General features: G+C 73.7%; 17 protein-coding genes. 6 read left to right on the top strand and 11 right to left on the bottom strand.

The window, feature by feature from the left end; translation table 11 throughout:
• Both ACTHMS_RS01475 and ACTHMS_RS01470 read left to right on the top strand, forming a co-directional pair.
• Positions 1-482 (top strand): HNH endonuclease signature motif containing protein (locus ACTHMS_RS01475; RefSeq protein WP_440304906.1); only part of this gene is annotated, 482 nt, incomplete at its 5' end.
• A 257-nt stretch (positions 483-739) separates the two neighbouring features.
• Positions 740-1,990, top strand: a complete 1,251-nt coding sequence (locus ACTHMS_RS01470; protein ID WP_440304905.1) for a hypothetical protein — start codon at positions 740-742, stop codon at positions 1,988-1,990.
• A 34-nt stretch (positions 1,991-2,024) separates the two neighbouring features.
• Here the strand turns inward: ACTHMS_RS01470 and ACTHMS_RS01465 are convergent, their stop codons facing one another.
• On the bottom strand, positions 2,025-2,399 hold the full coding sequence (locus ACTHMS_RS01465; protein ID WP_440304904.1) for a hypothetical protein: 375 nt from the start codon (positions 2,397-2,399) through the stop codon (positions 2,025-2,027).
• A 38-nt stretch (positions 2,400-2,437) separates the two neighbouring features.
• Here ACTHMS_RS01465 and ACTHMS_RS01460 point away from each other — a divergent pair, with 38 nt between their 5' ends.
• On the top strand, positions 2,438-2,962 hold the full coding sequence (locus ACTHMS_RS01460) for an AAA family ATPase (RefSeq protein ID WP_440304903.1): 525 nt from the start codon (positions 2,438-2,440) through the stop codon (positions 2,960-2,962).
• Here ACTHMS_RS01460 and ACTHMS_RS01455 read toward each other — a convergent pair.
• The 3 genes from ACTHMS_RS01455 to ACTHMS_RS01445 are packed head-to-tail and all read right to left on the bottom strand — an operon-like array spanning position 2,950 to position 4,709.
• Positions 2,950-3,516, bottom strand: coding sequence for a GNAT family N-acetyltransferase (locus ACTHMS_RS01455; protein WP_440304902.1), 567 nt, complete (start codon positions 3,514-3,516; stop codon positions 2,950-2,952). The genes ACTHMS_RS01460 and ACTHMS_RS01455 overlap by 13 nt on opposite strands.
• A 40-nt stretch (positions 3,517-3,556) precedes the next feature.
• Positions 3,557-4,495: a hypothetical protein gene (locus ACTHMS_RS01450; protein WP_440304901.1), complete on the bottom strand. Its 939-nt coding sequence runs from the start codon at positions 4,493-4,495 to the stop codon at positions 3,557-3,559.
• A 7-nt stretch (positions 4,496-4,502) separates the two neighbouring features.
• On the bottom strand, positions 4,503-4,709 hold the full coding sequence (locus ACTHMS_RS01445; RefSeq protein WP_440304900.1) for a hypothetical protein: 207 nt from the start codon (positions 4,707-4,709) through the stop codon (positions 4,503-4,505).
• Positions 4,710-5,020: 311 nt separating this feature from the next.
• On the opposite strand from ACTHMS_RS01445, the gene ACTHMS_RS01440 reads away from it, so the two are divergent.
• Entirely contained in the window at positions 5,021-7,114 is a 2,094-nt protein-coding gene (locus ACTHMS_RS01440) for an ATP-binding protein (RefSeq protein WP_440304899.1), read from the top strand.
• On the opposite strand, the gene ACTHMS_RS01435 is transcribed toward ACTHMS_RS01440, so the two are convergent.
• Together ACTHMS_RS01435 and ACTHMS_RS01430 are read right to left on the bottom strand one after the other, a co-directional pair.
• Positions 7,115-7,765, bottom strand: a complete 651-nt coding sequence (locus ACTHMS_RS01435; protein ID WP_440304898.1) for a histidine phosphatase family protein — start codon at positions 7,763-7,765, stop codon at positions 7,115-7,117.
• 7 nt (positions 7,766-7,772) lie between these two features.
• A complete protein-coding gene (locus ACTHMS_RS01430; RefSeq protein ID WP_440304897.1) occupies positions 7,773-9,344 on the bottom strand; it encodes an acyl-CoA carboxylase subunit beta in 1,572 nt (523 codons plus the stop codon).
• Positions 9,345-9,370: 26 nt separating this feature from the next.
• On the opposite strand from ACTHMS_RS01430, the gene ACTHMS_RS01425 reads away from it, so the two are divergent.
• Positions 9,371-9,631, top strand: a complete 261-nt coding sequence (locus ACTHMS_RS01425; RefSeq protein ID WP_440304896.1) for a hypothetical protein — start codon at positions 9,371-9,373, stop codon at positions 9,629-9,631.
• On the opposite strand, the gene ACTHMS_RS01420 is transcribed toward ACTHMS_RS01425, so the two are convergent.
• Genes ACTHMS_RS01420 through ACTHMS_RS01400 form a run of 5 tightly spaced genes read right to left on the bottom strand, consistent with a single transcriptional unit; the run spans position 9,592 to position 16,733 of the window.
• The gene (locus ACTHMS_RS01420) at positions 9,592-10,965 is read right to left on the bottom strand and encodes a carboxylesterase family protein (protein ID WP_440304895.1); all 1,374 of its coding nucleotides are present in this window, start codon (positions 10,963-10,965) and stop codon (positions 9,592-9,594) included. The two genes, ACTHMS_RS01425 and ACTHMS_RS01420, sit on opposite strands and share 40 nt — an antisense overlap.
• Positions 10,962-13,817, bottom strand: coding sequence for an AMP-binding protein (locus ACTHMS_RS01415; RefSeq protein ID WP_440304894.1), 2,856 nt, complete (start codon positions 13,815-13,817; stop codon positions 10,962-10,964). Before ACTHMS_RS01415 ends, ACTHMS_RS01420 begins: the two co-directional genes overlap by 4 nt.
• Positions 13,814-14,764, bottom strand: a complete 951-nt coding sequence (locus ACTHMS_RS01410) for a short-chain dehydrogenase/reductase (RefSeq protein ID WP_440304893.1) — start codon at positions 14,762-14,764, stop codon at positions 13,814-13,816. The genes ACTHMS_RS01415 and ACTHMS_RS01410 overlap by 4 nt, the downstream gene beginning before the upstream one ends.
• Positions 14,761-15,846, bottom strand: a complete 1,086-nt coding sequence (locus ACTHMS_RS01405) for an amidohydrolase family protein (RefSeq protein WP_440304892.1) — start codon at positions 15,844-15,846, stop codon at positions 14,761-14,763. Before ACTHMS_RS01405 ends, ACTHMS_RS01410 begins: the two co-directional genes overlap by 4 nt.
• A 59-nt stretch (positions 15,847-15,905) precedes the next feature.
• Positions 15,906-16,733, bottom strand: coding sequence for an SDR family NAD(P)-dependent oxidoreductase (locus ACTHMS_RS01400; protein WP_440304891.1), 828 nt, complete (start codon positions 16,731-16,733; stop codon positions 15,906-15,908).
• A gap of 139 nt (positions 16,734-16,872) precedes the next feature.
• On the opposite strand from ACTHMS_RS01400, the gene ACTHMS_RS01395 reads away from it, so the two are divergent.
• Positions 16,873-18,137: UTP--glucose-1-phosphate uridylyltransferase (locus ACTHMS_RS01395; RefSeq protein WP_440304890.1), on the top strand; the 1,265-nt coding region annotated here is incomplete at its 3' end.

The following is an 18,137-nucleotide window of genomic DNA, read 5'->3' as shown; positions in this document are numbered from 1 at the left end:
TCCCGGCCCCGCTGGCCCGTGAATTGGTGCTCGGGCCCGACCCGACGGTGCCGCGGTGGGTCCGGCGGCTCTACACCCGTCCAGGCAGCAGCGAGCTGCTCACGTTGGACACCCACCGGCGCGAATTCCCCGCCGGGCTGCGGCGGTTCCTCGAACTGCGGGACCAGACCTGCCGCACCCCGTTCTGCGACGCCCCCATCCGGCACGCCGACCATCTCCGGCGGCACACCGACGGCGGGCCGACCAGCGTCGGCAACGGGCAGGGCACCTGCGCCGCCTGCAACTACGCCACCGAAGCACCGGGCTGGTCCAAGACCGCCGACGGCGACCGGATCACCCTGCGCACCCCGACCGGCGCCGAATACACCAGCCGGCCACCCGACCCACCCGAACACGCACCACCCCCACCGCCACCACCGCGCCGACAGTCCTGGCACGAGCGGGTCGACCTCGTCTACCTCGGCCGTCACCACGCCGCCTGACCGAGCCCGTGCTCGCGACCTACCGACGGACGGCACGGTGCTGCTTCCGCCGATCGCCAGCGTCGAGCGCATGGCTGTGCGTTACCTGGGCGACGAGACCGGGAGGGCGTACGCCGCCTCGACCGGGCGACGCCGTCATGATCCGACTCGAACCGGGCCGGCTGGGGACCTGGGAGTCCAGCGACGACACCGCGACCACCCGCCTCTGACCAAGCGGCAACCCGCCACGCGGGCGCCTGCTGCGGGAGACTGCCGCGGTGGACGATCCCTGGGGCGAGGCCGAACCACCGGCGGTGACGGATGTGCCGCCGCTGCCGCCGCGGCTCGCGCGCCTCACCGAGGTGCAGGCGCTCGCCGCCGATGGATGGCGCGCGCTCGACGACGCGCCGCTGTACTGCCTGCTGCCCGCGGCCTGGCCGCTCGCCCGCCGCACCTGGGTGCCCGACCGGCTGCCCCGCGTCGGCATGGCCGGCACGGACAGGCACTCCAGCTCGTTCGTCGCGCTGTCCGACGAGGACGACGAGTCGTGGGCGGACGACATCGTCGCCGAGGAGGCCGCGGCGGCCAGCCTGCCTGCGCCACCGCCCGGACGACTGTGGCTGGTGCGCTCACCGTGGCCTCGCCTGCCGGTGAGCGCCGTCTGCGCCCTCGTCTGGGCACAGGTGGAACAGCGCCGCGGCGACGACGTCGCGGCCATGTACCGCGCAGCGGTCGAGGCCTTCGCGTGGAACGAGGACACCGCGCTGGCCGTTTGCCCCACCGAGTTGCGCACACTGCTCGACGAATGGGCAGTGGTCGGGCGCACCGGCGAGGACGTCAGTGCGTTCGTCGAACTACACCTCAGGCCCGCAACCTTCGACCGGTTCCTGCGTGACACCGGGCTCGACGAGACACGGGCGCTGGCCTGGCTGCGCTCGCTCGGCACCGGCGCGGACGACGACACCATCGCCTTCGTCGCCGGGTGGCGCGCCGCCGGTCTCCCCGGCGACCCGCCGCCGGGCGCGGACAGGTTCCGCCACCGCGAACCCGCCGAGCTGCGGCGCTGGCTCGACGCCTGCTTCGAGCTCGACGAGGCGGCGATGCTGGGCGGCGTCGGGCTCGACGTCGCGCTGCGCTGGCGCGAAGCAGGGTTCGACGCGCGCGAGACCGCTGAGCTGCTGGAAGACGACCCGGAGCTCACGTCGGCGGAGGCGCGTGCCTTCGACGGCACGCCCGTGCGCGAGGCACGCCGCGGCTGGATCTACTTCGGCTTCAGCGCCGCCGAGGCGACGGCCTGGCACGCGGTGGGGTTCACGCCGAGCGTGGCCCGCGTCTGGCGCGCCGTCGGCCGGTCACCTGCCCACGTCCTCCGCGGGCAGCGGTATCCGCCCGAGCTGACCGTCGGCCGGACCGGGTTCAGCTTCCGGGTCGTCCACGACCACGTGTACGGCGAGATGGAGACGACGTGGGACGAGGTGCCCGACCCACCCGGCACGCGCGGGCGTCGCGCGCGCCGGAGCGGTGACTGACCGACCGAGCGCGGCCGAGCCGGGTGTCACGACCTCAGTACGGCAGCCGCTCGGGATCGCAGTCGACGAAGTCCGGTGGCACCGGTTCGACCAGCCGCACCGCGGCGATCACCGTGTGCCCCTCGACGAGCGCGCGGGCCACACGGTGCATGCCGTCCATGACGCGCCCGTCCCGGTCGAGGATGATCGGCCACCGCAGGTCGGCCGCGGCGATCAGCCGGGCGTGCTCGGCGACGCTGCGCACCGTCGGCCGGTAGCCGTGGTCGTACCAGTACACGCTGTCGAGTTCGGTGATCTCGTCCAGCGCCACCTCGACGACGAGCAACCCGTCGGTCAGCGCGATCAGCCGGTCGACGTCCCATGCATCGAGGCCGTCGCCGTTCCGCCTGAAGTGGTACTGCTTCCGCACCGTCCCATGGTGCCCGAGCGGTACGGCACAGTGGACGCGTGCTGATCATCGTCTCCGGGCTGCCGGGCACGGGCAAGACCGCCGTCGCCGACGCGGTCGCCCGTGCGTGCGGCGGCGTGCACCTCTCGATCGACACCGCCGAGGACGCGCTGCTCGGTGCCGGGCTGCCGCCCTCGTTCGAGACGGGCGTGGGCGCCTACGAGGCGGTGCGGGCGGCGGCCGAGCAGAACCTCGCGCTCGGGCACACGGTCGTGGTCGACGCCGTCAACGACAGCGAGCCGGCGCGCGACACCTGGCGCCGTGCGTCCACCCGCACCGGCGCACCGCTGCTCTTCGCGCTGCTCGAACTGCACGACGCGACCGAGCACCGCCGCCGCCTCGAGGGGCGCGTGCGCCCCCTGCGGCACGTGCCCGAGCCGACGTGGGCGCAGGTGCAGCACCGCGCCGGGACGTTCGAGCCGTGGGTCGGCGACCATTTGCGCCTCGACGCGGCCGAACCCGTCGAGCAACTCAAGGCGGCGATCCTCGCGGCGATCCCAGGACGCGACCGTCACCACTCGTAGCGCACGACGGCACGACGCAGCGACGGCTCGTGCACGATGCGGTACCCGGCCGCGAGGAAGGCGCTGAGCGCGCCGACGTGCAGTTCGCCCCAGGTGACCTCCTTGCCCGGCGCCGGACGCATCGGGTACGCCTCGACCGCACGGGCGCCCCGGTCGCGGGCGTGACCCGGCGTCGCTGCGGCGAGGGCGGTGCTGACGCCCTGCCGTCGGTACCCGGGGCGCGTCACGAAACACGTCACCGCCCAGATCGAATCGTCCGAGCGGTCCTCGCTGCGTCCCTTCCACGTCGTCTGGCGCAGGTACGCGTAATCAGTGCGCGGGGCCATCGCGCACCAGCCGACCGGTTCGCCGTCGAGGTGGGCGATCAGGCCGAGGCCTTCCGCCACCTGGTCGCGCAGCATCTCGCGGCGACCCTCGACGTCGTCCGAGCGTTGCGCGTACCAGTTCAACCGGTACCCCTGGCACTGGCAGCGGGCCGCCTGCCCGCGATCGCCGAACACCGCCTGCACGTCGGCGAACGACGACTCGTCCACCGGTCGCACCGTGATCGTCATGGTCCCACCGTGGCACACCCCGCGAGCAGCGGGCGAGCGATCAGGCCGGCAGCAGCGCCCGCAGCGCCTCGAGTGCCTGCCGCCGTGCGTCGGTGTCGGCCGCCGCCTCCAGCGCCGCCGTCCGGGCGTCGGTGGCCAGTGCGGGGTCGTCGGCGAGCACCCGACGCGCCTCGTCGCTCACGACCGCGATCAGGTCGAGCAGCTCGCCGGCCATCTCGCCGTCGACGACGGCGTCGAGCAGCGCGGGCCGCACCTCGGGCGTCACGTGCGCGACCAGCGCGTCGCCGAGCTCGGCCCGCTGCGCCGCGGGCAGCCGCGACAGCACCGACAATCCGGCGCGGATCGACTCGGGCGTGGTGAGGCTCGAGCGCATGATCGAGTCGAGCCGCGCGGTCGGGATGGCCCTGATGACGTCGGACAGGATGTCGGCCGAGTAGGTGAGCGCGGCCGTGTGCAGCAGCCCGAGATCGTCGTCGATGCCGCGCTCGAACGCGCGGATCAGCTCGGGTGTCGCGAACTCGACGAACGATGCCGTCGTCACGTAGTCCTTGCGGCGCATGAGCTCGGCCGCCGCCGGCACCAGCACGTCACCCGACACCCGGGGCGCGAGCACTGCGATCGCGCGCGGGTCGAGGTGCGGCGCGCAGTCGGCCATGTAGCCCGCCGACAACCGCGACAGCAGGTCCTCGATGCGGCCGGGATGGTCGACGCCGAGTGCGCCCGCGGCGCGCCCGGCCACGAGTGCCGGCACGGCGAGCTCGGACACCTTGGCCACAACGGCGTTCGGCACGAGCGGCGCGAGCTTGCTGATGCGGCCGAACATCGCCGCGTGCTGGTCGAAGAGCCGGTTGCTGATGCGCTCGCGCAGCTCGTGCAGCGCCGCCGCGCCGAGGTGCTCGAGCGAGCGGATCTCGTCCGGTTCGACGTGCAGCGTGCGGGCGAGCAGGCCGAGCTGCGACTGCGTAAGGAAGTCGGTCATCGCCGCCTCACCCGAACAGGATCCTGCGGGCCGGCATGCGCACGAGCCGGGGGAGATGGCGCAGGGTGACGTCGATGGACGCGTCCAGTGCCTGGCGTTCGTCACGCTCGGCCGCGGCCAGCAGCTCGGTGACCTGCACGGCCTCGGCGTCGGAGAGCGCGTCCACGGCGGCGGTGCGGCCCAATCGATCGTGCAGTGTGGCGCGGGCGTCCACGGCAACCTCCTGGTTCAGCGTACAAGTGTGCACTGAGTGTAGACGGACGGACGGCGACGACGCACGGCGTGAGTCCCCCCATCGCAGAACAGGACGAACAGCGCGCACCGGGCGTCAGGGACGCCCCCTGGCCCGTTTCGCATGCAGGCAGGGTCGTTCGACCCTCCACACGAGGACTTCACACGGGATTCACTGGACGGCGTGTCGTACGCCCTGCGGGGGGCACGTTCAATCACGATCGTCCGATGCGACACGGGCGGAAGAGCGCAGCGATGAGACGCGGACGCAGGGGGTCAGGAGCTCGCTCCGGCGTGCTCGTCGGCGGCCTGCTCGTCGCCGCCATCGCCTTCGGGCTGACGTGGTTCGGCGCCGTCGTCCTGAAGGACCCCGCGACGCACCTGCCCGCGTTCTGGGTCGCGACGCCGGTCGGCGTCGTGCTGCTCGTGCGCGCCTACCGCGTGCCGCGCGCCGTGCTGCTCGGCGGGTTCACGGTCGGCGTCGTCGCGGCCGACCTGGCCCACGGCTCGTCCGTCGGTGCGGCCGTCTCGTTCGGCGTCGCGGCCTCGGTCGAGGCGCTCGTCGCGGCCGTCGCCACGCTGCGACTCACCGGCATCGACGCACGCCTCGACGAGCCGAACGGCGCGCTGCTGCGCGGCTGGCGGGAGGCACGGGGCTTCGCCCTGGCCGGTCTGCTCGGCGTGGTCGCCGCCGCGGTGAGCATGTCCGCGCTGCGTACGGTGCTCGACACCGCGCCGGGGCTGCTGACGCTGCGCACCTACGTGCTCGGCCATCTCACCGGGCTGCTCGTGCTCGCGGCGCCCCTGCTCTGCATGCCACGCAACCGCGTCGGCTGGGCACGGTGGCTGCGTGACGGCCGCGCGAACCTCGAGTGGCTCGGCTTCCTCGTCGCCACCCTCGCAGTGAGCGTGCCGCAGTTCGACTCGGGCGGCGCGCACGTCATGCCCTTCCTGGTGCTGGCGCCGGTGCTCGTGGCGGCCGAACGGCTGGAACCGCTGCGCGCCACCGTCGTGCTCTGGGCCGCCTGCGCCGCCGCGACCCTCGGCACACTGCACGGGCGCGGGCCGTTGGCGCAGTCGTCCGACCACGGGCAGCGCCTGCTGCTGCTGCAGGGCTACCTGGTCGCCCTCTGCGTCGCGACGCTCGTCGTCTGCCTGCTCGCCGGTGTTCGGCGCAACGCCGGCGCGCTCGCCCGCGAGTCGGCCCAGCTGCTCGACCTCGCGTTCGACCGGGCGCCGACCGGCATGTACATCATCGGCCTCGACCCGGCGCAGCCCGGCCGTCTGCTGCACGTCAACGCCGCCCTCTGCACGCTCGTGCAGCGCCCGGCAGCCGAGCTCATCGGCCGGCACGTCGGCATCCTGCTGCCGGACGAGGACGCGCCCGTGCTCGCCGAGATGCTCGAGCGCATGGTCGGCGGCGAGCTCGACCAGTTCCAGCTCGACCGCATGCTGGTGCGCAGCGACGGCCGTCGCCTGCCCACGCGGGTGGCCGCCAACGTGGTGCGTCCCGAGCGCGGCTCGCCGTACCTCGTCGTGCAGCTCACCGACCTGCGTGACCGCATCGAGGCCGAGCGGGCGATGACCGAGGCGCTGACCGTCGAGGCGAAGGCGCTCGGCGAGCTGAGGCGCATCAACGAGGCCCGGGTCGCCACCGCGGCACGCCTCGCGCACGACCTGCGCAGCCCGCTCACCGTCGCGCGGGCCTACCAGGAGCTGGTCTGCACCGGCGCGGCCGGGGAGCTGACGGCCGAGCAGGTCGAGATGCTCGAGATCGCACTGACCAACACGGACAAGGTGATCGGCCTCGTCGACGACCTGGTCTCGACCGCGTCCGTGCAGCTCGACCGGATCGACACCTCGCACCGCCGGACAGTCGCCGTGCGCACGGTGCTCGACGCCGCCCTTGAGACGGTGCAGCCGATGATCACCGAGCGCGGGCAGACGCTGGACCGGCCGCACCGCGACCTCGACGAGGAGTTCCTCGTCGACCCCACCCAGCTCGAGCGGGCGCTCGTCAACGTGCTGCACAACGCCAGCCGCTACACGCGCGAGGGCGGCAGCATCAGCGTGACGGTCGACGCGGACGCCACCGGCATCGCGATCGCCGTGAGCGACACCGGCATCGGCATCGACCCCGCGCAGCTCGACCGGCTCGGCGAGCAGTTCTTCCGCGCCGACACGGCCAAGCAGCACGGCGTGCGCGGGGTCGGGCTCGGCCTCGCAGTGGCCAAGGCGGTGCTCGCCAAGCACGGCGGCCGGCTGCACGTCAGCTCGGTGCCGGACGCCGGCTCGACGTTCACCCTCTGGGTGCCGCGCGACCCGGTCGAGACGCCGACGCCCGGACGTGCCGACGAGCCCGGCCGGGCCGCCCAGCTGGTGGCCTGATCACCGGTAGGTGATGAGCTCACCCGCCAGGTGGGTGTGCTCGTTGATGCTGATGACGCTCGGTCCGCGCCGGCCGACCGCCACGGTGGTGATGCCGGTGTTCACGGTGGTCGTGTTGAGCCGCCGCCACGTCGGCGGACCGGCGGCGAGCAGGCCGGCCACGACCCAGCTGATCGGGCCGCCCGAGCTCACCACGACGGCCGTGCCGCCGCGTCCGAGCGTCGCCATCACCGACCGCGCCGCGGCCTCGACACGTGTGGAGAACTCGGCGAACGGCTCGGCGTAGTCGGTCATCCCGCTCTCGGACCACCGGGCCAGCGCCCGGTCGAACACCTCCGCGACGCTCATGCCCTCGGCGGCCGCCGAGCGCGGGTCGCTGTCGGCGACCGAGAGCAGGTCGACGTGGTCGTACTCGTTCCAGCCGGCGTCGACCTGCACGTCCGCCGTCCAGCCCGCTGCGTCGACCAGCGCCGTGAGCGTCTGCTCGTGGCGCAGCATGCCGCCCCGCACGATGACATCGGGTCGCACGCCGCGCGCGGCGAGCGCCGCGCCGAGCATCCCGCTCTGCTCGAAGCCGCGATCGGACAGGGCGTCGTAGTCGTCGGCGCCGAACGACGCCTGACCGTGCCTGACCAGCAGGATGCGTCCCATCAGCCCCTCACCATGCGTCCACGACGCGGCCACTGCCGGAGAAGCCCTCGCGACCGGCCGCCGCCGCGAGCGTCGTGGCGATCACCGTGCGGGTCTCGGCCGGGTCGATGACGTCGTCGATCTCGAAGACGCGCGCGACATTGAACGCTGCGACGTGCTGCTGGTAGGCGGCGGTCGTCTCGCGCACCAACGCCTCGCGCGCGGCGTCGTCGGGCAGGTCGGCCAGCTGCCGCCGCAGCCCCAGCCGCACCGCACCCTCGAGCCCCATCGGACCCATGTGCGCCGACGGCCATGCGACGGTGAGCAGCGGCTCCTTCGTGCTGCCGCCGAGCATCGCCTGCGCCCCGAGCCCGTACCCGCGCCGCAGCACCACCCCGATGAGCGGCACCTGCAGGCGGGCGGCCGCGATGAGCACGCGCGAGGCGTGCCGCACCACCCCGGACGCCTCGGCCGCAGGACCGCCCATGATGCCGGGCGTGTCGACGAGCGACACCACGGGGACGCCGAACGCGTCGCACAGCTGCAGGAAGCGCGCCGCCTTGTCCGACGCCGGCGAGGTGAGCGCACCGGCCATGCGCAGCGTCTGGTTCGCGACGAAGCCGACCGCCCGCCCCTCGATGCGGCCGAACGCGGTCACCAGCTCGGGCGCGAACTGCTCGCGCAGGAACACCACGGATCCCTCGTCGCACAGGGTCGAGATCACCGGTCGCACGTCAAACGCGGTGCGCTCGTTCTCGGGGATCACGTCACGCAGTGCCGACTGGTCGGGTGCGGTGCCGGCCTCGAGCGGTGGGCCGAAGAAGCCGAGCAGCCTGCGGGCCAGCGCGATGCCCTCGGCCTCGTCGGCCACCACCGCGTCGACCACGCCGTTCGGCGCCATCACCGCCACCGGCCCGAGTTCGTCGGCCCGGTGCTCGCCGAGGCCGCCCGCGGCGAGCATCACCGGCCCGGCGACCCCGAGCGTCGACGACGCGGTCGCGACGATGAGATCGGCGCACCCGGCGATGATCGCGTTGCCGGCGAAGCACGGGCCGTGCACCACGGCGATGCGCGGCGCGACGCCGGACAGCCGCGCCCACAGGGCGAAGCTGCGCACGTCGAGCGCCGAGACCACCGGGTAGTCGGTGTCGTTGGGACGCCCGCCGCCGCCCTCGGCGAGGAACACCGTCGGCAGGCGCAGCCGGCCGATGAGCTCGAGCAGCCGGTCGCTCTTGTGGTGCCCGCGCATGCCCTGCGTCCCGGCCATCACGAGGTAGTCGTAGGTCAGCACCGCGCACTGGCGACCGTCGATCCGTGCGAGCCCGCCGATGAGCCCGTCGGCCGGCGTGCGGGCCATGAGGTCCTCGACCGGGGTGATCTTCTCCTGCGCCGCCGTGACGAGCCGCCCGTACTCGACGAACGACCCGGCGTCGACGAGGTCGGCGAGGTTCTCACGCGCGGTGCGGCCACCGGACGCGTGCCGTTTCGCGACGGCCTCGGGGCGGGCCGCGTCGTCGGTGAGGGCCCGGCGGCGCCGCAGTTCGCGCAGCGAATCTCGTTCCACCCACGGCACGCTACGGGGAGCCGTCACGGCCCACATCGACGCCCAGCGCTTAGGCTGCCGCTGTGTATGCGACCTACGAGTACGCGCAGCTCGAGTACTGGCCCAACCCGAACCGCGACGTGGCGCTGCTCAACACCGAGGACGGCGAGAGCGAGATCTCGACCAGCAAGGGGCTGATCGGTGCGCTGAACCAGGTCGGCATGCGGGGCTGGCGCGTGCAGGACGAGACCTACCACCAGGCCGGGCAGCACCGCTGCCGCAAGCACGACCTGGTCGGGCCGTTCTACCAGGTGCGGCTCGAGCGGCGCACCGACAAGCGCTGACGCCGGCCGTCCGAGCCGTCCACCGCCGCGATCCCGATCAGGCCGTCGACGCCGGGCACCGGCACCGTGCCAGTGCGGGCGAAGCCCGCCCAGACCGTGCGCAGCGCACGGCCGAGCCGGTCGAGCTCGTCGGCGCGCAGCCCGGCGAGCAGCGGTGAACCGTCCCAGACCGCCGGGCAGGGGAACAGCAGCGCGATGTCGGTGGTGTGCGCGTCGGCGTAGGGGTTGGTGCGGCGGCCGAAGCGCAGCCGGTACGCGTGCACCGCGCCGCCGTTCGCGGCGAGGTGCCGCGCGAACCGCTCGACCCCGCGTCCGTACACCCGACGGGTGACCACCGGGATGTAGCCGGACGCGAGCAGTGGTCCGATCGTCGGCGCGGCGAGCAGGCGGTCGAGCCCGGGCAGGAACAGCGCCCCTTCACGGGCGTTGCGGCCGGCCAGTACCTCGAACCCCGGCGCGACGGCAGCCCACGCGGCGGGTGCGTCCTCCTCCGCCGGCAGCGGGTACTGCCCGTACTGGACGCCGAACGGCATGGCCGCCCGCGCCGGGCCGAACCGCAGCGCCGCGCGCGTGACCGTGTCGTGCGCGGCGAGCACCTGCTCGACGGTCGCGTCGGCCGGGATCCGGGCGGCCACGCGGGCGAGCGCTCGGGTCATCGCCGCCCGGCCGGTCGCGATGCCGAGCGGCGGGCTCTGCAGGATCGCGCGGCGGAACAGCCCCGTGGTGCCCTCGGCGATCATGAGGTGCGCGATCGCGTCGCCGCCGGCCGACTCGCCGTACACCGTGACGTCGTCGGGGTCGCCGCCGAACGCGGCGATGTTCGCCTGCACCCAGCGCAGCGCCTCGCGCTGGTCGAGCAGGCCGAGATTCGCCGGCCGGTCGACACCGTCGCCGAGGTACCCGAACAGGCCGAGGCGGTACGTGACGTTGACGGCCACGACCCGGTGCTCGCGCACGAGCGCGGCCGGGTCGTGGATCGGCGCATCGCCCGCCCCGGTGACGTACGCGCCGCCGTGGATCCAGACCATCACCGGCAGCCGCTCGTCCGGCGCGAGGTCACCGGGCACGGTGATGCTGAGCCGTTGGCAGTGCTCGTCGAACGGCAGGTCGCCGAGCATGCCCGCGCCGATCAGCTTCGCGCCGACCGGGTCGGGCGGCTGCGGGCATGCGGGCGACCACGCCGTCGCGTCGACGACCGTCTCGGCCGGCGGCTCGGGCTGGGGCACCGCCCAGCGTGCGGCCCGCGCGTACCGGATACCGGTCGCCCGCACGACCTCGCCGTCGCGACGGCCGACGAACTCGCCCGCCGGCGCGACGAAGCGGGGCGCGGTCACCCGTCCGACACGGCGGTGAACCGGTCGCCCTCGCGCCGCCAGAGCTGCGTGCCCGGCGCGCGCAGCTCGTCGACCGCGCCGACCTCGATCCGCGGGCGGTACCAGCTCGTGCGCGGGATCGTCGAGACCACCGCGACGAGATCCGGACGCGCGGTGTGCACGAGATGGCCGACGGCGGCGGTGAGGTCGACCCCGCTGATCGCGCCGTCGTCGAGCAGTTGCACCGCGGCGACGGCGAGCCGGCCGACACGGAACGCCACGGCCGAGCGCACGCACGGCAGGTCGCTCAGCGCCTCGGCGACCAGGCGCGGGTGCACGACCCCGTCGTCGGTCGTGAAGACGTCCTCGACCCGCCCGACCAGCCAGTGGTCACCGTCGCGGTCGCGGCGGAACAGGCTGCCGGTGTCCACCCACGCGTCGCCCGGCGTGAAGACGTCGCGCAGCGTGCCGACCAGGGCCGGCTGGTCGGCCGGCGCGCGCACGAGCAGCAACCCCGTCTCGTCCACCGCGGCGGGCTGGACGAAGCCGTCGGCGCGCAGGCGCGGGCGCCACGTGCCGGGCTCGAGGGCCGCGAGCGCCACCGCCGCGCTGCCCGGGATCGGCCGGCCGACGCAGCCGATCTTGCTTCCCCGGACGTCGGCGAGCACGGCGTTCGACTCGGCCGAGGCCCAGAACTCGAGCACGCGGGCCGGCGCGAACCGGTCGGCCAGCTGGCGCCACAGCCCACGCGGCAGACCCGAACCGAGAAAGACCCGGATGCCGTGGTGCCGCTCGCCGGGGAACTGCGGGCCCCAGGCGATCTCGTCCAGCTGGTTCCAGGTGTAGCTGACCGCGGTGACGCCGTAGCGGCGCACCTCGCTCCAGAAGGTGGCGGCGTCGAAGGTGCTGGCCATCGCGATGCGCGCACCGCTCGCGAGCCCGGCTCCCAGCAGCGTCAGCAGGCCCGACTGGTGGTGCAGGGCCCCGACGCCGTAGATCGTGTCGTCGGCCGAGAGCGTCGCCGCGGTCGCGGCGCTGAGCGCCGAGAGCACGTAGCGGTGGTTGGTGATGTCGTGTCGCGCCCGCACGGTGCCGCCGCCGGTGAACAGGACGAAGGCGGTCTCGCCCGCGCGTCCGGAGTTCTTGCGGTACCAGGCGGGCAGGTCGCCGGACGGCGTCGGCAGCACCGCGCCGGCGGCCGGGTCGGGCACGATGTACTCGCGGACGTCGATCTGCGGCCCGAGGTCGAGCGGCTCGTCGGCGTACACGCGCCGCACCGCCCCGAGTTCGGCGTCGGCCCGCGCCTCGCTCGGCCGCAGCATGACGGCCACCGCGCCGACCCGGTTGATCGCGATCGCGAGCGCCACCGCGGTCGGGCGCGTCTGCATGCAGATGCCGATCGGTTCGCCGCGGCGCACGCCGTCGGCGAGCAGCTCGCGCACGACGAGGTCGACGACCTGCTCCATCGTCGCGTAGCTGTAGACGCGGTCGCCCCACAGCAGCCCGGCGTTCTCGGGTGCCTGCTTGGCGCGTTCGGTGAGCAGCGCGGCGAGGGAGATCTGTGTGGAGGGCCGGATCGACTGCATGCGGGCGAGGCGGGTCAGCTGCGCGCCGGGCGCCCCGGTCACGTCGCGCACGAGCGACACGAGCGAGCCGGCGCTGCGCGACAGGCGGTCGACCACCGAGCGCCCCGCGCCGACGCCGGCACCCACGCCGGCCCGCGCCACCTCGCGCGGGAGCACTCGCGCGACCTCGGTGCCCGGTGTCGCGGCGCCGGGTGCGGCGACGGCGGTGACCCCGGTCGGCTGCTCACCGTGTCCCGAGCGCCACCGCATCCACGCCCCGACCACCGGCCAGGTGGTGGTGAGGGCCGACCGCCCGACCACGAGGCCGAAGTGTCCGGTCGGCAGCGCCACCTCGTCGATCTCGGCGGCGGGTGCCGCGCGGCGGATCGCGCGCACCGCCGCCGCGGGCGCGATGTCGGCGCGCTCGCCGACGAACACCAGCATCGGCAGCTCGAGGTCGGCGAGGGTGACCGCGCGGTCACCGATCTGGATGCCGCCGGCGAGCATGCGGTTGCTCAGCACGAACTGCCGCAGGAACTCCTCGAGCGCCGGGCCGGGCCAGCCGATCCAGCCCTCGCGCATGAGGTAGCGCCGCTGGCCCTCGCGCGGCAGCAGCGCCTCGCGGTCGTGCAGGGCGAACAGGAACTGCAGCCGCGACTGCACGGTGCCGACCGGGTCGAGCAGCTGGAAACCGGTGCGGGTGAGCCACCCGGGCGCGCCGGTGCGGCGGATGCCGCCCTGGCTCAGCAGCTTGGCGCCGGCGACGGCCACCGGCTCGGGCAGTCGCAGCGGGGCGGTGCCGCGCAGGTCGACCGGGCTGCCGAATGACACGACGCCGGCGATGCCGTCGCCGCGCCGGTACGCCGCGGTCTGGTAGCAGAACATGCCGCCCTGCGAGTAGCCGACGAGATGCACGTCGGCGCCGGTCTCGGCCCGCACCTTGTCGACGGCCTCGCTGATGGCGAGCACGTGATCGGCGAGCGTGCGCTCCATGCCGCCCGGTTCGAGTTCGGGTGCGCCGAAGTCGACGACCCACGGCTCGATGCCCGCGTCGGCGAGCGCGCGCACGGCACTGGTGGCGGGGGAGACGTCGTACACCTCGGCCGTGAGCATGAGCGGCGGCACCAGCACCGCGGCGACGCGCGGGCCCTCACCGGCCGGGCCGGGGTAGCGGCGCAGCCGCAGCGTCGGCGTGCGAAGCGCGACGGTGAACGGTGTCGGCTCCTCGCCGGTTCGCAGGCCGCCGAACCGGGCGACCTCGACGAGGCCGGCGACGGTGCGTCGCGCGCGGTCGAGCTCGGGCCTCATCGCCCGTCGTCCTGCAGCAGCGTCTCGGCGTCGAGGTCGCGGATCACGCGGGTCAGCCGGGCGTTGCGGATCAGCGCCTCGTCCATGAGCGTCGTGACGAACCCGCGGGCGCGCAGCATCGGCAGCACCCAGCCGGGCGCGCCGATCTTGCCGGCGCGCTGCTCGATGCCGCGCACGACCGCGGCGGCGGCGGCCTCGGTGCTCATCGGCTTCGTCAGGAACCCCGGGATCGCGCGGCGCGCCTCGTCGACGTGCTCGCGGGCGAAGACGTCGGCAGCGAGGTCGGTGTCGATGAAGCCGAGGTACGCGACACCGGCGGTGGCGCCGTGGTGTGCGAGCTCGACCCGCAGCGCGCGCACCAACTGCTCGATGCCCGCCTTGCTCGCGGCGTAGCTCGCGTTGAGGGCGCCGTTGAAGAACGCGTAGATCGACGAGATCACCACGATGTGCCCGCTGCGCCGGACGATGGTGGGCAGCGTCGCCCGCACCGTGCGCCACTGCCCGAGCAGGTCGATGTCGACGGTGTGCTCGAAGGCGTCCGGGTCGATGCTCAGCACCGAGTCCGACGGCGGCGCGATGCCGGCGTTGGCGACGACGACGTCGATGCCGCCGAAGTGCTCGAGCGCCGCCGCGGCCGCGCGTTGCAGCGCCGCGAAGTCGCTGACGTCGGCCTCGGCGGCGAGGGCACGCTGCCCGAGCTCGTCGGCGACTGCCTGCACGCCGTCGAGCCGCCGCCCGACCAGGACGACGTTCGCTCCCCGGGCATGCACCTGCCGGGCGATCTCGGCGCCGAGGCCGCGGGCGGCGCCGGTGATGAGCACCGTCTTGCCGGGCAGCGAGAGGGCGTCGCTCGGGCCGAGCACCGCACCGACCACCGGCAGCTGCCGCGTCGCGCCGACGGTCATGGCCGTCAGCGCTCGCAGCGACTCGCCCACCAGTTCCATCATGTTGACGATCCTGCCCCGTAGACGCGCTCGGCGTTCTCGCGGAACACCTTGCGCAGCAGGTCGGCGCCGCGCGGCGCGAGCACGTCGACGCGCGCGCCGACCACGGCGCCGTAGTCGGCGACCGCCTTGTCCATGGGGAAGTTCGAGCCGAACACCAGCCGGTCGGCGCCGAAGACGTCGGCGGTGTGCTCGATCAGCGGTGCAGCGAGCTCGGCGAGCTGGTCGCGTCGCAGGCCCGGCTCGGTCAGCCCCAGCGGCGGGAACGCGTACCCCGACTGCTTGGCGAGCACGTTGGGGCAGGCGGCGACGGACGCGATGTCGTCACGCCAGCGGGCGACGATGTCCGCGCGCTCGCCCGGCGTGCCGCCGAGCCCGCCCATCGGCCCCAGCGCGCCGATCGGGGTGCCGTAGTGGTCGAGCACGATGGTCGCCTCGGGATGCTCGGACGCCAGCGCCGCGACGTCGGCGAGCTGGTTTCCGTAGACCCAGACGTCGAGCACCAGACCGCGCTCGACCACGGCGCTCACGCCGCGCAGGAACGCCGGGTCGCGCAGCAGCGCGGCGTCGTGCGTCCACTGCACGACCGCGGCACCGGCCTGATGGGCGGCGTTGACCCGCAGGCCGCGGAAGGCGTCGCTCGCGGCGAGGTGTCGGTCGAGCAGGGTGCCGACGTCCGGCTGGGTCAGGTCGGCGTGCCCGAGGATGCCGGCGAGCTGTGGGTTGCCGTGCTCACCGAACGGCAGCGCGTCGACCCACGCGGTCTCCTCGACCGGGTCGGACGACTGCCACGACGCCTCGACGTGCACGGTCGCCTCGACCGGCACGCCGACCGCGGCCACCGCCCGAGCCGTGTCGGCGGCGTAGGTGCTCGGCAGGTAGGGCTGGGCGATGTGCTCGGGCGTCAGCACGAGGTCGCGCTCGGCCTGGCCGGCCAGCAGCGGGAAGAGCCGCCGCGCGAGCCACGGCGCCACGCGGTACACCGGCGCCGCCTGCGACGCCTTGCGCGGGGTGGTGAACGGGTCCCACTGGTGGATGTGGGCGTCGATGATGCCCGGCACGACGCCGGTGAGCGTGGCGATCACGTCCCGACGGTAGCGACGGCGCTCAGCGCCGCCGCAACCGGATCATCGGCCGGCCCGCGTCACTTCCCGCCGTGCCCGGTGAACTTCGACATCGAGTCGTAGACGCCCACGGTGTTGAGCCAGAAGTCGCGCAGCTTCACCGGCAGCACACCGGTGAGCACCTTGTTCAGCCGCGACGTCCATGGCGTGATCAGGAACGGGCCGCCCTTGAGCATCTCGTCCCACGAGTCGTCGACGACCTGCTGCGGCTCGAGCATCGGCGTGAACGCGATGCCGCCCGCATTTTGAAACATGCCGGTGTTGATGTAGGTCGGGCAGACGGTGGTGACCTTCACGTGGTCGTGGCCGGCCTGCTCGAGCTCGAGCCGCACCGAGTCGCTCCAGCCCACGGCCGCCCACTTCGAGCCGCAGTAGGCGGCCAGGCGCGGCACCGCGGTGAGCCCGGCGGACGACGCGAGGGTCAGCATGCGGCACTCCTCGCCGGACGCGATCATGCCGGGGATGAACTCGCGGGCGATGAGCTGCGGGGCGATCGCGTTGATCGTCATGGTCGACTCGATGTCGCGCACCGTGTTCTCCCACGAGTAGCCGTTGCCGCGCACGATGCCCGCGTTGTTGAGCAGCACGTGCACGGTGCCGACCTCGTCGCGCACCTGTGCGGCGGCGTCGGCGACGGTCTGCGCGTCGGAGACGTCGACGACGTGCGACACGACGCGGGTCGAGCCGAGCGCCTCGAGCTCGGTCGCCGTCTCCTTCAGCGTCGCCTCGTTGATGTCCCAGAGGACGACGGCCGTCGCGCCCTCCTGCACGGCCCGGGTGGCGAAGAGCTTGCCGAGACCCTGGGCCCCGCCCGTCACCAGCACCGTCTTGCCCGCAACCGTCTTCATGTCCGAACCGCCCTCCGCGACCTGCCCGACACCGCACCTGTTGCTCGTAGGTTGCCACAGCCCGTGTGGTGTCGCAGTCCGGTGTGAGCGGGGTCAGTAGGGTCGACACCAGCGCGGGTACGAGGAAGGACATGCGGCGATGAGCGAGGCCGGCCTGGCTGCGGCGGTCGCCAAGATGCGCGACGCGGGCGTGAGCGACGCGGCGGTGAACGTCTTCCGCCGCTACTACGGGCAACTCGAACGGGGCGCCACCGGACTGATCGACGAGGCCTCGATCGAGCCCGTCGGCGACCTCACCCACCTGCACGACCTGCCGGCCGACGGCGCTGAGGTCGGCGACGCGTTCGCGCGGACGGTGGTGATCAAGCTCAACGGCGGCCTCGGCACGTCGATGGGCATGGACCGCGCCAAGTCGTTGCTGCCGGTCAAGGACGGCCTGACCTTCCTCGACATCATGGTGCGGCAGGTGCAGACGCTGCGCGAGCAGCACGGCGTCACGCTGCCGCTGCTGTTCATGAACAGCTTCCGGACGCGGGACGACACGCTGGCCGCGCTCGCCCGCCACGAGGGCATCGCCACCGATGGCCTGCCGCTGGACTTCATGCAGAGCCAGGAACCCAAGCTGCGCGCCGACGACCTGTTCCCCGTCGAGTGGCCGGCCGACCCCAGCCTCGAGTGGTGCCCGCCCGGCCACGCCGACGTCTACCCGTCGCTGCTGCACACCGGGCTGCTCGACGAGCTCATCGGCCGCGGCTACCGCTGGGCGTTCATCTCCAACAGCGACAACCTCGGCGCGGTGCCCGAGCCGGCGATCGCCGGCTGGATGGCCGCCGAGCGCATCCCGTTCCTGCTCGAGTCGTGCCGCCGCACGCCGGCCGACCGCAAGGGCGGTCATCTCGCGATCCGCCGCGCCGACGGGCGCCTGGTGCTGCGCGAGACGGCGCAGACGTCGTCCGACGACATGGCTGCGCTGCAGGACCTCGACCGGCACCGCTACTGCAACACCAACAACCTCTGGGTCGACCTCACGGTGCTGCAGCGCGAACTGGACGCGACCGGGGGAGTGCTCGACCTGCCGCTCATCCGCAACGTGAAGACCGTCGACCCGGGCGACTCGTCGACGCCGCAGGTGATCCAGATCGAGTCGGCGATGGGCGCCGCCGTCGGCGCGTTCGACGGGGCCCGGTCGCTGCTCGTCGACCGCGACCGCTTCGTGCCGGTCAAGACGACCAACCACCTGCTGGTGCTGCGGTCGGACGTCTACGACCTGGCCGATGGCGCGTTCCTGCGCAAATCCGTGCCCGGCCGCGACGACCCCTTCGTCGACCTCGACCCGGACCACTTCAAGCTCGTCGGCCCGTTCGACAGCCGCTTCCCCGAGGGGCCGCCGTCGCTGGTCGACGC

This window comes from Jatrophihabitans sp. (genome assembly GCF_051960575.1).
GTDB lineage: Bacteria > Actinomycetota > Actinomycetes > Mycobacteriales > Jatrophihabitantaceae > JBQCEE01.
This window is presented reverse-complemented; position numbering and strand designations above follow the sequence as displayed.

Excerpts from the sequence above, each read along its gene's own strand:
- ACTHMS_RS01400 (WP_440304891.1), bottom strand. The coding sequence starts at position 16,733 with ATGAAGACGGTTGCGGGCAAGACGGTGCTGGTGACGGGCGGGGCCCAG.
- ACTHMS_RS01455 (WP_440304902.1), bottom strand. The coding sequence starts at position 3,516 with ATGACGATCACGGTGCGACCGGTGGACGAGTCGTCGTTCGCCGACGTG.
- ACTHMS_RS01410 (WP_440304893.1), bottom strand. The coding sequence starts at position 14,764 with ATGATGGAACTGGTGGGCGAGTCGCTGCGAGCGCTGACGGCCATGACC.
- ACTHMS_RS01415 (WP_440304894.1), bottom strand. The coding sequence starts at position 13,817 with ATGAGGCCCGAGCTCGACCGCGCGCGACGCACCGTCGCCGGCCTCGTC.
- ACTHMS_RS01435 (WP_440304898.1), bottom strand. The coding sequence starts at position 7,765 with ATGGGACGCATCCTGCTGGTCAGGCACGGTCAGGCGTCGTTCGGCGCC.
- ACTHMS_RS01430 (WP_440304897.1), bottom strand. The coding sequence starts at position 9,344 with ATGTGGGCCGTGACGGCTCCCCGTAGCGTGCCGTGGGTGGAACGAGAT.
- ACTHMS_RS01450 (WP_440304901.1), bottom strand. The coding sequence starts at position 4,495 with ATGACCGACTTCCTTACGCAGTCGCAGCTCGGCCTGCTCGCCCGCACG.